Source organism: Frondihabitans sp. OV104, assembly GCF_057787745.1.
This window is the reverse complement of record NZ_CM173541.1, coordinates 1,382,789-1,395,451: the sequence shown is the minus strand read 5'-3', so window position 1 is coordinate 1,395,451 and position 12,663 is coordinate 1,382,789. Positions and strand designations below refer to the sequence as shown.

The 12,663-nt window shown below is 69.1% G+C and carries 14 protein-coding genes; 7 read left to right on the top strand and 7 right to left on the bottom strand.

Features of this window, described 5'->3' with window-relative positions; genetic code table 11:
• Nucleotides 1-20 precede the first annotated feature (20 nt).
• The 6 genes from AC3CBB_RS06555 to AC3CBB_RS06530 all read left to right on the top strand — a co-directional run bounded on the left by AC3CBB_RS06555 (nucleotide 21) and on the right by AC3CBB_RS06530 (nucleotide 5,733).
• Nucleotides 21-488, top strand: a complete 468-nt coding sequence (locus AC3CBB_RS06555; RefSeq protein WP_123505173.1) for a hypothetical protein — start codon at nucleotides 21-23, stop codon at nucleotides 486-488.
• A gap of 2 nt (nucleotides 489-490) precedes the next feature.
• Nucleotides 491-1,483, top strand: a complete 993-nt coding sequence (locus AC3CBB_RS06550) for a bifunctional riboflavin kinase/FAD synthetase (RefSeq protein WP_123504790.1) — start codon at nucleotides 491-493, stop codon at nucleotides 1,481-1,483.
• Nucleotides 1,484-1,516: 33 nt separating this feature from the next.
• The gene (locus AC3CBB_RS06545; protein ID WP_488626410.1) at nucleotides 1,517-3,070 is read left to right on the top strand and encodes an SDR family oxidoreductase; all 1,554 of its coding nucleotides are present in this window, start codon (nucleotides 1,517-1,519) and stop codon (nucleotides 3,068-3,070) included.
• A 2-nt stretch (nucleotides 3,071-3,072) separates the two neighbouring features.
• Nucleotides 3,073-3,642, top strand: coding sequence for a GDSL-type esterase/lipase family protein (locus AC3CBB_RS06540; RefSeq protein ID WP_233579777.1), 570 nt, complete (start codon nucleotides 3,073-3,075; stop codon nucleotides 3,640-3,642).
• Between the two features lie 41 nt (nucleotides 3,643-3,683).
• The gene (locus AC3CBB_RS06535; protein WP_488626409.1) at nucleotides 3,684-4,058 is read left to right on the top strand and encodes a DUF6804 family protein; all 375 of its coding nucleotides are present in this window, start codon (nucleotides 3,684-3,686) and stop codon (nucleotides 4,056-4,058) included.
• A 109-nt stretch (nucleotides 4,059-4,167) separates the two neighbouring features.
• The gene (locus AC3CBB_RS06530; RefSeq protein ID WP_488626408.1) at nucleotides 4,168-5,733 is read left to right on the top strand and encodes a stealth family protein; all 1,566 of its coding nucleotides are present in this window, start codon (nucleotides 4,168-4,170) and stop codon (nucleotides 5,731-5,733) included.
• A 22-nt stretch (nucleotides 5,734-5,755) separates the two neighbouring features.
• On the opposite strand, the gene AC3CBB_RS06525 is transcribed toward AC3CBB_RS06530, so the two are convergent.
• The 3 genes from AC3CBB_RS06525 to rplU form a co-directional block, all read right to left on the bottom strand.
• On the bottom strand, nucleotides 5,756-6,721 hold the full coding sequence (locus tag AC3CBB_RS06525; protein WP_123504785.1) for a phosphodiesterase: 966 nt from the start codon (nucleotides 6,719-6,721) through the stop codon (nucleotides 5,756-5,758).
• A 301-nt stretch (nucleotides 6,722-7,022) separates the two neighbouring features.
• Nucleotides 7,023-7,277, bottom strand: a complete 255-nt coding sequence (gene rpmA / locus AC3CBB_RS06520) for a 50S ribosomal protein L27 (protein ID WP_123504784.1) — start codon at nucleotides 7,275-7,277, stop codon at nucleotides 7,023-7,025.
• 15 nt (nucleotides 7,278-7,292) lie between these two features.
• Nucleotides 7,293-7,604, bottom strand: a complete 312-nt coding sequence (gene rplU / locus AC3CBB_RS06515) for a 50S ribosomal protein L21 (RefSeq protein ID WP_488625879.1) — start codon at nucleotides 7,602-7,604, stop codon at nucleotides 7,293-7,295.
• A 133-nt stretch (nucleotides 7,605-7,737) separates the two neighbouring features.
• Between rplU and AC3CBB_RS06510 the strand changes: the two genes are divergently transcribed.
• The gene (locus AC3CBB_RS06510; protein ID WP_488626407.1) at nucleotides 7,738-8,307 is read left to right on the top strand and encodes a hypothetical protein; all 570 of its coding nucleotides are present in this window, start codon (nucleotides 7,738-7,740) and stop codon (nucleotides 8,305-8,307) included.
• Between the two features lie 15 nt (nucleotides 8,308-8,322).
• On the opposite strand, the gene AC3CBB_RS06505 is transcribed toward AC3CBB_RS06510, so the two are convergent.
• The 4 genes from AC3CBB_RS06505 to AC3CBB_RS06490 form a co-directional block, all read right to left on the bottom strand.
• Nucleotides 8,323-8,730: a DUF779 domain-containing protein gene (locus AC3CBB_RS06505; RefSeq protein WP_488626406.1), complete on the bottom strand. Its 408-nt coding sequence runs from the start codon at nucleotides 8,728-8,730 to the stop codon at nucleotides 8,323-8,325.
• Nucleotides 8,730-10,271, bottom strand: coding sequence for an acetaldehyde dehydrogenase ExaC (gene exaC / locus AC3CBB_RS06500; RefSeq protein WP_488626405.1), 1,542 nt, complete (start codon nucleotides 10,269-10,271; stop codon nucleotides 8,730-8,732). Before exaC ends, AC3CBB_RS06505 begins: the two co-directional genes overlap by 1 nt.
• Before the next feature lie 113 nt (nucleotides 10,272-10,384).
• On the bottom strand, nucleotides 10,385-11,650 hold the full coding sequence (locus AC3CBB_RS06495; RefSeq protein ID WP_488626404.1) for a GAF domain-containing protein: 1,266 nt from the start codon (nucleotides 11,648-11,650) through the stop codon (nucleotides 10,385-10,387).
• Nucleotides 11,651-11,713: 63 nt separating this feature from the next.
• Nucleotides 11,714-12,634 carry an NAD-dependent epimerase/dehydratase family protein gene (locus AC3CBB_RS06490; RefSeq protein WP_488626403.1) on the bottom strand — a complete coding sequence of 307 codons (921 nt, stop codon included), beginning with the start codon at nucleotides 12,632-12,634 and terminating at the stop codon, nucleotides 11,714-11,716.
• Nucleotides 12,635-12,663 lie beyond the last annotated feature (29 nt).

The following is a 12,663-nucleotide window of genomic DNA, read 5'->3' as shown; positions in this document are numbered from 1 at the left end:
CGGGTCATATCCTTGTCATGATGGTCCAGAAGCAGTCAACACGAGCGGTCGGCATCGGCCGCGTCCTCATCGCCGTCTACGCGATCCTCGCCCTCGCGGCGACCGGACGCTCGGTGTTCCAGATCGCGACCCAGTTCGAGCAGGCGCCGCTGGCGTACTCGCTCAGCGGGCTGTCGGCCGTCGTCTACATCGTCGCGACCATCGCGCTGATCGTGCCGGGCCGCAAGTCGTACGGCCTCGCCTGGGCGACGATCACCTTCGAGCTGGCCGGCGTGGTGCTGGTCGGCCTCATGTCGATCATCGCTCCCGAGGTCTTCGTGCCGAGCGCCAAGTACGCCCACTCCGACCACTCCACCGTCTGGACCTACTTCGGCATCGGCTACGGCTTCGTGCCGCTCGTGCTGCCGATCCTCGGGATGCTGTGGCTGCGCCGCACCCGCCCCTCCCGCGGCGACGCGGCCGTCGGGGCCGCACCGCGAGAGGTCTGAGCGTGGACTTCTTCACGAACCTCGCCGACGTGCCGGCGGGCTTCGGGCCCTCCGCGGTCACCATCGGCAAGTTCGACGGAGTCCACCTGGGCCACCGCGCCGTCATCGCCGCGCTCGAGACCGTGGCGCGCGACCGGGATCTCGTGTCGGCGGTCGTCACCTTCGACCGCCACCCGCTGGCGGTGCTCCACCCCGGCGCCGTGCCCGCGGCGCTGACGAGCAACCGCCAGAAGCGCGAGCTGCTCGAGTCGACCGGCGTCGAGGCGACGCTGATGCTGACCTTCGACGAGCACCTCCGCGACCTGACCCCCGAGGAGTTCGTCGACCGCGTGCTGGTCGAGGCGATGCAGGCCGAGGTGATCCTGGTCGGGGGCGACTTCCGCTTCGGCAAGGGCGGCGCCGGCACCGTCGACACCCTGCGCGAGCTCGGGCGCACGCGGGGGTTCGACGTCGAGCTGATCCCCGACGTGCTCTTCGAGATCGGCTCTCTCGTCGAGTCCGGGGCGCTCTCCGAGGCCGGGGCGCCGGAGCTGGGCGAACGCCGCGTCTCCTCGACCTGGATCCGCCAGCTCCTCGACGCCGGCCGCATCGTCGAGGCCACCGCCCTGCTCGGTCGCGCGCCGTCCGTCCGCGGGGTCGTCGTTCACGGTGAGATGCGCGGGCGCGAGCTCGGCTTCCCCACCGCCAACCTCGAGCCGAGGAGCGAGGGGTTCGTGCCGGCCGACGGCGTCTACGCGGCCGACGTCATCATCGACGGCCTGGCGCACGGTGCGGCCGTGTCCGTGGGCAACAACCCGACCTTCCAGGGCGTGCCCGAGAAGCAGGTCGAGGCGAACCTCCTCGACTTCGACGGCGACCTCTACGGCAAGGAGGTCACGGTGTCGTTCCTCAGCTGGGTGCGCGGCAACGTGAAGTTCGACGGGCTCGAGTCGCTGATCGCGCAGATCACGAGAGACGTGGCCGAGATCCGCGCCTATCTCGACGCCCGCGGCTGAGAGGCTGCCGCAACCGCGGCGTAGGTTGGGCCGATGCCCGACTCGCCAGAACAGCCTCACGCCCCGCAGCACCGCCGGTCGACGCCGAAGCGTCGTGTCCTGGTCACCGGAGCCACCGGCTACATCGGCGGCCGCCTGGCGCCCCGCCTCATCGAGGCCGGGTTCGACGTGCGCGTCTTCGTCCGCAGCCCCGACAAGCTCATCGGAGTGCCGTGGGCGGGTGACGTCGAGGTCGCCCAGGGCGACCTGACCGACGCCGACTCGGTCAGGGCGGCGCTCGAGGGCGTCGACGTGCTCTACTACCTGGCGCACGCCATGGCCGGCAAGGGCGCGTTCGAGGAGACCGAGGCCGAGGCGGCCCAGACGGTGGCGGCCGAGGCGAAGGCGGCCGGAGTCTCGCGCATCGTCTATCTCGGCGGACTGCACCCCGACGGGCCGCTGTCGCCCCACCTGGAGTCGCGCAAGAGGGTCGGCGAGATCCTGCTCTCCTCGGGGGTTCCGACTGCGGCCCTGCAGGCGGGTGTCGTCATCGGGTCGGGGTCGGCCTCGTTCGAGATGATCCGCCACCTCACCGACGTGCTGCCGTACATGCCCGCGCCGCGCTGGGTGCGCAACTGGATCCAGCCGATCGCCGTGCGCGACGTGCTCCACTACCTGATCGGCTCGGCCGACGTGCCCGCGGATGTGAACCGCGCCTTCGACATCGGCGGCCCCGACGTGCTCCGCTACGGGCAGATGATGAACGGCTACGCGGTCGAGGCGGGCCTGAAGCAGCGGCCGATCGCGCCCCTGCCGGTCCTGACCCCGTGGCTGGCGTCGCAGTGGGTCAACCTCGTCACACCCATTCCGCGGTCGCTGGCCATCCCTCTCGTGGCGTCGCTGCAGTACGACTGCGTGGTGCGCGAGCACGACATCGAGGAGGTCGTGCCGAAGCCCGAGGGCGGCCTGACCGGCTACCGTCGAGCCGTGCGCCTGGCTCTCGGCAAGATGCGCGACGGCGAGGTCGAGACCAGCTGGCAGGACGGCTCCGTCGACGGCGCCCCCAGCGACCCGCTGCCGAGCGACCCCGACTGGTCGGGCCACACCGTCTTCACCGACGACCGCTCCACTGACATGAAGGCGTCGCCCGAGCAGCTCTGGCGGGTCATCGAAGGGATCGGCGGCGACAACGGCTGGTACTCGTTCCCCTTGGCCTGGGCCGCGCGCGGCTGGATGGACCGGCTCGTCGGGGGAGTGGGCCTGCGCCGAGGCCGCCGCAGCCCCACGAGCCTCCGCCCCGGCGACGCTCTCGACTGGTGGCGGGTGGAGAGCATCGAGCGCAGGAACTTCCTGCGGCTCCGAGCCGAGATGAAGGTCCCGGGCAAGGCGTGGCTCGAGATGTTCGTGTCGGACGGCCCCGAGGGCGGGGCCCACTACCGGCAGCGCGCCGTGTTCTTCCCGACCGGGTTGAGCGGGCGGCTCTACTGGTTCGCGATCCTGCCCTTCCACGGAGTCATCTTCTCCGGCATGCTGAACAGGATCTCCGCCGCCGCATCGAAAGAACCGGTCGAGCGGCCGGCGGTCTCCGAGCAGGAAAGAAGGCGATGACGATGGGCGAGAAGCTCGTGTTCTTGGGCGACAGCCTCACCGAGGGCGGCGACTGGGCGGCGCGGTTCCCGAACGACGAGGTCGTGAACCTCGGTGTCGGCGGCGACACCACGATGGATGTGCTCGCGCGAATCGACGACGTCGTGGCGGCCGACCCCGACTCGATCGTGCTGCTGATCGGCACGAACGACTTCGCGTCGAAGCGGAGCGTCGAGCAGGTGGTGCGCAATATCGAGACCATTCTCGTCGACCTGCGGCGCCTGCTGCCGGGAGTCCGCCTGCTGCTGCAGTCGATCGCCCCGCGCGACGTCGAGTACTCGGCGCGCATCCAGGACGCCAATCGGCACCTGCGCCAGTTCGCGGCGACCGTTCGAGCGCAGTACCTCGACCTGTGGCCCGCCCTGGCCGTGGGCGACGCGCTCGACCCCGACTTCACCGAGGACGGCCTGCACCTCACGACGGCGGGCTACGACGCCTGGGTGTCGGAGCTCGAGCCCGGGCTCGAGAGGCTGCGCGAGGAGCCGCCGATGAGCAGGCCGATCACGATCATCCGGCCGAGCGAGGCACGCTGACGCCGCCCGGCCGGTCCTGCCGCGGGCGCTAGGATCGGAGCATGCCCACACCGCAGAAGGCCGCGTTCACGCGTCCGGCGTTGGCACCGGGGCTGTTGGCCGCGATTGCTCTGATCGCCGGCGGTGCCCTGATCTCGAGCGATGCGTTCGTGCTCTTCCGCTACGTCGTGGCGATCCTCGCCCTGATCGTGCTGGTCTTCGCCTGGCGGGGCAGGGCGTGGGGCTACCTGCCGTTCCTGGCCGCGATCGCGGTGCTCTGGAATCCGGTGTGGCCCGTGCCGATCACGGGACAGCTCTGGCAGGGCATGCAGTTCGCGGCCGCGGCGGTGTTCATCGTCGTGGGCGTCCGGGTGAAAGTGGCGTCGGCCGACGCTCCGGCCTCGACGACTCCGGCTCGTACTCCTCGCTCTCGCTAGGCCCACCGCACCGGTATCGGCACCGCGTCAGCGCAACCGGTCGCCGACAGAGTAAAATCGTCTAATTGCACTCACGGCCGCACGGGCCGTCGCAGGAAGTGGAGTCTGAATGGCTACGGAGATCGTCGGCTCGGCGGAGAGTCCTCTCTTGACCCCCCGTCCCACCACCGGCGGTCGCGACCGCGAAGGCGCCGCTCTCAAGCGTGACGACCTCGTGATCCGCAAGGGGCAGTACACGCTCCTCAACGGCCATCTCACCCCGCAGCAGTCCATGCTCGAAGACCTCGCCTTCGTGAAGGGCGTGCTCGACGATTCCGGGATTCCCCACCTGCTCGTCCGTGGCAACGGGGAGCGTCCCGTCATCGCCGTCGACGCCGAGCGACGCGCCGAGTTCGAGACGGCCTTCCGCGCCGCAGCTCAGGGCGAGCCGTTCTACTCGAAGGGCAGCCACGGTCGCGCGGCCCTCGTGATCGCCGACGGCTTCGGCTCCGAGACCGAGCGCGTCATCCGCCTGTTCCGCCCGCGCGTCGAGCCGCTCGGCCGTCTCCGCTACGGCGCCGGCTTCGCTGTCCAGGTCGAGTTCTGGATCACCACCGAGACCGAGGTGCTCGCCCCGGTCGAGAACGCTCTCATGCGCAGGACCCTCCCGCTCGATGAGGCGAACCTGACCGACATCGAACGCTACGGCTTCCACTGGCAGACGATCGAGCACATGTTCGACGACCATGCGACCGACATCACCTTCGACGTCGACATCGTCTTCTCATGGGTCGACGGCAACTCCGTCGAGTACCAGCGGGCCCGAGCCGCCCGAGAGAAGAAGCACGTGCTCGGCGAGGGCGACGACGCTCCCGCCCGGTTCCGGCAGATTGACGAGCTCAAGTACGCTCTGCGCTCCGTCTACATGTTCGCGCCGTGGATCCGCACCATCTACATCGCGACCGACTCGCCGGCCCCGGCCTGGCTCGCCGATCACCCGCGCGTGCGCATCGTCCGCAGCGAGGAGTTCTTCGCCGACCCGTCCGTCCTGCCGACGCACAACTCGCTCGCCGTCGAGTCGCAGCTGCACCACATCGACGGCCTCAGCGAGCACTTCCTGTACTCGAACGACGACATGTTCTTCGGCCGCCCGGTCAGCCCGAGCATGTTCTTCTCACCGGGCTCGGTCACGAAGTTCATCGAGGCGGACACCAGGATCGGCCTGGGGCTGAACAACGCGACGCGATCCGGGCACGAGAACGCCGCCCGAGTCAACCGCCAGCTGCTGCAGCAGCGGTTCGGACGCGTCACCACTCGCCACCTCGAGCACACGGCCACGCCGCTGCGCAAGAGCGTGCTGTTCGAGATGGAGCACGAGTTCGCGGCCGACTTCGCGTCGACCGCCGCCTCGCCCTTCCGGGCCGCGACCAACATCTCGGTGACGAACTCGTTCTACCACTACTACGCGCTGGTCACGGGGCGCGCCATCGTGCAGGAGAACGCGAAGGTGAGCTACGTCGACACGACGATGGTCGCCGGTCTCGCCATCCTGTCCGAGCTCCTGAAGAAGCGCTCTGACGACTTCTTCTGCCTCAACGACGGCAGCTTCCCCGAGGTCACCGACGAAGAGCGCACTGCGGTCGTCACCGACTTCCTCGAGCGCTACTTCCCCTTCAGAGCTCCCTGGGAGAACTGACCGTTCGAGGCGGGCCCCGCGGCTAGAGGGTGCCGATGGGTCCCGTGAGCGACAGGTCGCGCGTCGGAACGGTGAGCACGTCGGGCTCGGCGCGGTGGCGCGGACGAGCGGCGGGGATGACGACGCCGGCCTCGGCGAGACGCGCGGCGACCTGCTCGGGGCCCACGTACTCGCCGACGGTGCGGTAGCTGCCGATGGGGACGACCGAGCTGACGATGGTCTCGGGGTAGACGTGCATCAGGTTGTACGACTGCGCGCCGTCCTGGCCGCGGGTCGCACCGGTCGGGATGTTGAGGTCGGCGGTGTAGCAGGTGGCCGAGGCGACCGAGACCGGGATGCCGGCGAACATGGCGTTCGTCGAGAAGTGCAGGTGGCCCGCGATGATCGAGCGCACATCGCTGCCTTCGACGACTTCGGCGAGCGAGGCCTGATCGCGCAGCTCGACGAGCACGGTGAGGTCTTTGATGCTCGGTACCGGCGGGTGGTGCATGGCCAGGATGGTGCCGTCGGGAGCAGACACCGACAGCTCTTCGGCCAGCCAGTCGAGCTGGGCGCCGGTGAGCTCGCCGTAGTGGTGGCCCGGCACGGTGGTGTCGAGCGTGATGATGCGGAGTCCGTTGACGTCGTAGACGAAGTCGACGGGGCGGTCGCTCGGAATCTGGCCGAAGAGCTCGGAGCGGAATGCGCCCCGGTCGTCGTGGTTGCCCATCGCCCAGATGATCTGAGCTCCGAGACGGAGCGCCACGGGCTCCATCAGCGCGCGGAGCTTGCGATACGCTCCCGGCTCGCCCTTGTCGGCGAGGTCGCCGGTGACGACGATCGCTTCGGGTCGAGCCCCGGAGTCTTCCAGCTCGGCCAGGATCTGGCGGAGACGGCTGGCACTGTCGACATCGCCGTAGAGGTCGGAGTCGGCCTCGATGAGATGCGTGTCGCTGAGGTGGAGGATGAAGTGGTCGGGCCGAGCGTGCTCAGCCGTGCGGAGACCCATGATTCTCGCATTCGCGTGGTACAGATGGAGCCAGTCTGACGTGGGCGAGTGTGACGCTCACGCTCGTGCAAGGTGTTCGGAGCCAAGTCCACCATCTGTTTGCTGGTCGTACGGTGAATCAGACCGCGCGAGTCGGTTAACCATGTGAGAACAACTGCTGAACCCGGTCGACATTAGCGGGGTGCACCGGCCAGGGCGAGGCCCCCGTTCGAGTCCTTGCCGACTTATTACGTTCTTCAATGACGGTGCGCGAAAAAGGCGGGCCACCGTGAGGTGGCCCGCCTTTTCGAGGTTACTGCAGTCAGACGCCTGCGACGATGTTGACGACCTTGCGGCCGCCCTTGGCGCCGAACTCGACGCTGCCTGCGGCGAGGGCGAAGAGGGTGTCGTCGCCGCCGCGGCCGACGTTCACGCCGGGGTGGAAGTGGGTGCCGCGCTGGCGGACGAGGATCTCGCCGGCCGAGACGACCTGGCCGCCGAAGCGCTTGACGCCGAGGCGCTGCGCGTTCGAGTCGCGGCCGTTACGGGTGGATGATGCGCCCTTTTTGTGTGCCATGAGTCAGCTCCTCGACTAGTTGGTGGTGATCTTGGTGATCTTGACGCGGGTCAGGTCGGCACGGAAGCCCATGCGACGCTTGTAGCCGGTCTTGTTCCTGTAGTTCTGGATCACGATCTTCGGGCCGCGGAGGTCGTTCAGGACCTCGCCCTCGACGGTGACCGTGCCGAGCTGGTCGCCCGAGAGGATGGTGTCGCCGTCGACGTGCAGGACGGGGACGAACGAGACGGTGTCGGACTCGGCGGCCTTGAGACGGTCGACGGTCAGAATCGTTCCGACCTCGACCTTCTCCTGACGGCCGCCGGCGCGCACGATTGCGAAAGCCATGGGTACTCCTTGAAGAAAGACTGTGGTGTTCAGTAGCGCGGTGGTGCCCGGTTCGCCGGACAACTTGTAGAGTCTTTCACAAATGTCAGGATCAATCAAACTTCGCAGGCCGCCGCGATTCACGGCGGAGATCGTGGCCGACGCCCGTGAGCGGATCGCCGAGATCGTCGCCGACCTCGAGCAGCTCACGACCGACTACGCCGACGACATCGAGGTCTGGGGCTCGGCGGTGACCACCGCCGGCTGGGAGATCGCGAGCCTCGGCCAGTGGCTCGGCCTCGAGGGCGAGGCGACCCTGCTGCTCGGCGGCGCGTCGTACCCGGAGATCGCGGAGCACCAGGGCACCAGCCAGTCGAACGTCTACAACCGCGTCGGCCGGTCGCTGACCCTCGCTCCGTATGCCAAGGCGTCGGGCGCCGTGACCCGCGTGTCGGCCGAGGGCCTGGCCGACGCACGGCGCGAGTACGCGATGGACGAGCCGGGCGGGGCGGGGGAGCCGGGGCCCGATACGTCGAGCCTCGCCGAGCGGATCCCCGAGTTCCTGCGCACGGGGCCCTCGTCGACCACCGAGATCGTGGCGGGCCTGCCGGACTACCGCCGGTCGAGCGTGCTCTCGACGCTCTCGGTGCTCGCCCGCCGCGGTGTCGTGGTCAGGACAGGCCACGGCGTCTACGCTCTGCCGCCCGAACCGGGCAGAGCGTAGACGTCGCGGCAGCTCTCAGATCAGGTCGAAGGCCTTCAGCTCGGCGTCGTCGAGCATGCGCGATCGGATCAGGAAGCGCTTGCCCTCGGGGGATTCGACACTGAACCCGGCACCGCGGCCGGCCACCACGTCGATGGTGAGGTGCGTGTACTTCCAGTACTCGAACTGGCTCCTCGACATGTAGACCTCGATCGGGTCGATCCCGTCGATGTGCAGGTCGCCCAGGTGGACGTCGACCGCGCCGATCCGGAAGAAGCCGACCGGGTAGCACATCGGCGAGCTGCCGTCGCAGCAGCCGCCCGACTGGTGGAACATCAGCGGGCCATGCTGCTCCGTCAGCTCGACGAGGAAGGCGGCTGCCGCGGGTGAGACGTCGACCCGCGACAGCGCCTGCTGGGTATCGGACACCGAGGTGTCCGGCATCAGAAGAATCCCATCGGGCCGTCCGCGTACGACACGAGGAGGTTCTTCGTCTGCTGGTAGTGGTCGAGCATCATCTTGTGGTTCTCCCGGCCGATGCCCGACTGCTTGTAGCCGCCGAACGCGGCTCCCGCCGGGTACTGGTGGTAGGTGTTCGACCACACGCGGCCGGCCTGGATGTCGCGGCCCGCCTTGTACAGCCGAGCGCCGTTGCGGCTCCACACGCCGGCGCCGAGGCCGTAGAGGGTGTCGTTGGCGATCTTGATGGCGTCGTCGTAGTCGCTGAAGCTCGTCAGCGAGAGGACAGGGCCGAAGATCTCCTCCTGGAAGATGCGCATCGAGTTGCGGCCCTCGAAGATCGTCGGGTTGACGTAGTAGCCGTCGGTGAGGTCGCCGCCCAGGTCGGCACGGTCGCCGCCGAGGAGCAGCTTCGCGCCCTCCTGCTTGCCGATGTCCATGTAGCTGAGGATCTTCTCGAGCTGGTCGTTAGACGCCTGAGCACCGATCATGGTGTCGAGCGAGAGCGGGTTGCCCTGCTTGACCTGCTTGACGCGCTCCACTCCGTCGGCGGTGAACTGGTCGTAGATGCTCTGCTGGACCAGCGCGCGGGACGGGCACGTGCAGACCTCGCCCGAGTTCAGGTTGAAGAACGAGAAGCCTTCGAGCGCCTTGTCGTAGAAGTCGTCGCGCTCGTCGGCCACGTCGGCGAAGAAGACGTTCGGGCTCTTGCCGCCGAGCTCGAGGGTCACCGGGATCAGGTTCTCGGATGCCATCTGCATGATCAGGCGGCCGGTCGTCGTCTCGCCGGTGAAGGCGATCTTCCGGATGTTCGGGTGGGAGGCGAGGGGAGCGCCCGCCTCGACGCCGAAGCCGTTCACGATGTTCAGGACGCCGGCGGGGAGGAGATCCTGAATCAGCTCCATGAAGACGTGGATCGACGCGGGTGTCTGCTCGGCCGGCTTCAGGACGACGCAGTTGCCCGCCGCCAGGGCGGGGGCCAGCTTCCAGACGGCCATGAGGAGGGGGAAGTTCCAGGGGATGATCTGGCCGACGACCCCGAGCGGCTCGTGGAAGTGATAGGCCACGGTGTCGTTGTCGATCTCGCCGGTCGAGCCCTCCTGAGCGCGGATCGCGCCCGCGAAGTAGCGGAAGTGGTCGATGGCCAGCGGCACGTCGGCGGCGAGGGCCTCGCGGATCGGCTTGCCGTTGTCCCAGGTCTCGGCGACGGCGAGCATCTCGAGGTTCTGCTCCATGCGGTCGGCGATCTTGTTCAGGATGATCGCGCGCTGGGTGATCGTGGTCTTCTTCCACGAGTCGAAAGCGCGCCAGGCGGCCTCGACGGCCCTGTCGACGTCGGCCGCATTGCCGCGCGCGACCTCGGTGAAGACCTTGCCGTTGACGGGCGACGGGTTCTCGAAGTACTTGCCGGACGAGGGGGCGACGTACTCGCCGCCGATGAAGTGGTCGTAGCGGGGCTTGAACTGCACCTTGGCATCCGGGCTTCCGGGGTTCGCGAAGGTGCTCGGAGGAGTCGTGACGGTCATTGTCGTATCCCTTTCGACGTCGTTGTCGGTCGCCGCGGGTAGCGGCGTTCCTCCACGATACGAACGGGCAGGTTGCGAACGGTTGCGCTGCGCGCTGTGCACGGGCGCAGGAACTACAGGCGGTCCAGCTGCTCCAGACGCGCCACTATCCCCGCCCGGCGCGGCGATCGCGGAGGGAGCCTGCCGAGCGCGGCCATCAGGATCTCCCGGTCGGACTCGGCCGCCGAGCTCCTGGCGTAGTCGAGCAGCACGTCGACGCCGGCGTCCGAGAGGAGGGACTCGCGCACGCGGGCGGCCAGGAGGTCGCGGATCTCCTCGATGCCGGGCGCCGTCGAGTTCGGGAGCACGGGGCCGGTGTACGCCCCGACGGCCCGCCGGTACGAGCCGCGGTCGAGCAGCGACATCACCTTCGCGACGTCGGTCTCGAGCGGGCTGATCAGACGATAGGGGCGCGAGAGGGGAGCCATCCGGGGGTCGAGCACCTCGAGGGCGTGACGCAGGCGCACCATCTCGGAGCGCAGGGTGACGATCGCATGCGGATCGCCGTAGACGAGGGAGGCGAGCTCGTCGGCTCCGAGGCCGCGCTGGTGCCAGGAGAGAAGCGTCATCAGCTCGCTGTGCCGCGCGCTCAGGCTGACGATCCGGCGGCCGTCCGACATGAGGGCGACGTCGCGACCGAGGGTGGTGAGGCTCGCCGGGGCTGAGGCGGTCGGCCGGGCGATGCGCTGGCGGGCCGGCGTCGAGCGGGGCGGAGCCGACGTGAGGCGCGACACCATGAGCTCGGCCTCCATCGCGGTGGCCGTGGCCTCGAGGAGAGCGAGGGTGTGGGGGCCGACAGCCCGCTCGTCGCCGGTGATGTCGAGGAAGCCGAGGATCCGGCGGGTCACCGGGTCGTGCACCGGGACCGCGGAGCAGCTCCAGTTCTGCACGAAGACGTTGTAGTGCTCGTGGCCGCGGATCTGGACGCCGTGGTCGAGCACCAGAGCCGTGCCGGGAGCCGAGGTGCCCACTCGGCTCTCGGCCCAGCCTGCCCCCTCGACGAAGCGCATGTCCTCCGCAGAGCGCTTCGCCGAGTTGTCGCCCTCGACCCAGAGGAGGCGTCCCTGCTCGTCGCCCATGGCGACGATGAGACCCGAGCCCTCGATGTCGCGCAGCAGGAGGGTGCGGGCGACCGGGAGGAGAAGGGAGAGCGGGTGCGCGCTGCGGTAGTCCGCGAGCATGTCTTCGGGAAGCTCGACGTCGGCCAGCACGCTCTCGGGATCGAGACGGCGGCGGCGGGCGCGCTCCCAGGACTCGCTGACGATGCGGCGGTGGGCGGCCTGCGGGCCCCGCGGAACCTCCGGGGGGAATGAGGCCCACGGGCTCGGACTGAATGCCATGCCACACCAATCGACGGCGATTGCGCAGATGCTCTGATCAGCACCTGTGTGATGGGAGTCAGCCTAGACCTGGCGTCCGTACGAGTCCAGAGTGGCCGACAGCGCCTCGGCCCACGGGGTCGCGGTGATCCCGAGCGCCCGCTCCGACTCGGCCGAGTCGACGAGGAACGGCGCTGTGAACTGATACGACATCGCCTTCACCTCGCGGATGAACGGCATCGCCAGCGCCATCGCGCCGAACACGACGCCCGGGTAGCTGCGGGCCGTTCCGTTCCGGCCGGTGATCGAGTTGACCTGGGCGACGATCTCGCGGCGGGAGATGCTCGTCGAGTGCGGGGCCATCCACGCGCGGCCGGTCTGGTCGGCGTCGGCTGCTGCGATCAGCGTGTCGACGACGTCGGGAAGGTAGGCCCACGCGTGCGGCTGCGTCGGGTCGCCGACGCACCAGGCTGTCCTGCCCTTCAGGAGCGGGCCGAAGAAGTTGCCGCCGATGTGCGCGTTGGCGCCGGCGCCGAGGCCGAAGTAGTCGCTGGCCCGGACCTCGGCGACGCGCAGGTCGCCGCGGCGCTCGGCGTCGAGCAGGCGGTTCCAGCCGGCGACGCGGATCATCCCCTTGTTCTCCGTCGTGGCGAGCGGGGTGTCGACGCGCATGACGCCGCTGCCCGCGCCGTACCCGTACAGGTTGCCCATGAGCACGATACGGGCGCCGGTCGCCGTCGCGGCCTCCTCGAGAGCCGCGAAGATCGGCGGCGACTCGGCGGCCCACTCGGGGTAGGGCGGGTTGGAGCAGACGACGATCGTGTCGGCACCGCGAGCCGCCTCGGTGACGGCCGCGGCGTCTTTCGCGTCGAGCGCGATGGCGCCGGTGCCCGGCAGCTGCGTGCCGCGGCGGGTCGCCACACGGACCGAGTCGCCCCGGGCGACGAGCTTCGCGGCCAGCGGAGTGCCGATGTTCCCTGCGCCGATGATGAGGTGCGTGGCCATGAGTGCTCCTTGAAGTCGTTTAGAGAGCA

Coding starts and splice junctions, on each gene's coding strand:
- AC3CBB_RS06555 (WP_123505173.1), top strand. CDS start 21: ATGGTCCAGAAGCAGTCAACACGAGCGGTCGGCATCGGCCGCGTCCTC.
- AC3CBB_RS06545 (WP_488626410.1), top strand. CDS start 1,517: ATGCCCGACTCGCCAGAACAGCCTCACGCCCCGCAGCACCGCCGGTCG.
- AC3CBB_RS06540 (WP_233579777.1), top strand. CDS start 3,073: ATGGGCGAGAAGCTCGTGTTCTTGGGCGACAGCCTCACCGAGGGCGGC.
- AC3CBB_RS06535 (WP_488626409.1), top strand. CDS start 3,684: ATGCCCACACCGCAGAAGGCCGCGTTCACGCGTCCGGCGTTGGCACCG.
- AC3CBB_RS06530 (WP_488626408.1), top strand. CDS start 4,168: ATGGCTACGGAGATCGTCGGCTCGGCGGAGAGTCCTCTCTTGACCCCC.
- AC3CBB_RS06525 (WP_123504785.1), bottom strand. CDS start 6,721: ATGGGTCTCCGCACGGCTGAGCACGCTCGGCCCGACCACTTCATCCTC.
- rpmA (WP_123504784.1), bottom strand. CDS start 7,277: ATGGCACACAAAAAGGGCGCATCATCCACCCGTAACGGCCGCGACTCG.
- rplU (WP_488625879.1), bottom strand. CDS start 7,604: ATGGCTTTCGCAATCGTGCGCGCCGGCGGCCGTCAGGAGAAGGTCGAG.
- AC3CBB_RS06505 (WP_488626406.1), bottom strand. CDS start 8,730: ATGCCGGACACCTCGGTGTCCGATACCCAGCAGGCGCTGTCGCGGGTC.
- exaC (WP_488626405.1), bottom strand. CDS start 10,271: ATGACCGTCACGACTCCTCCGAGCACCTTCGCGAACCCCGGAAGCCCG.
- AC3CBB_RS06495 (WP_488626404.1), bottom strand. CDS start 11,650: ATGGCATTCAGTCCGAGCCCGTGGGCCTCATTCCCCCCGGAGGTTCCG.
- AC3CBB_RS06490 (WP_488626403.1), bottom strand. CDS start 12,634: ATGGCCACGCACCTCATCATCGGCGCAGGGAACATCGGCACTCCGCTG.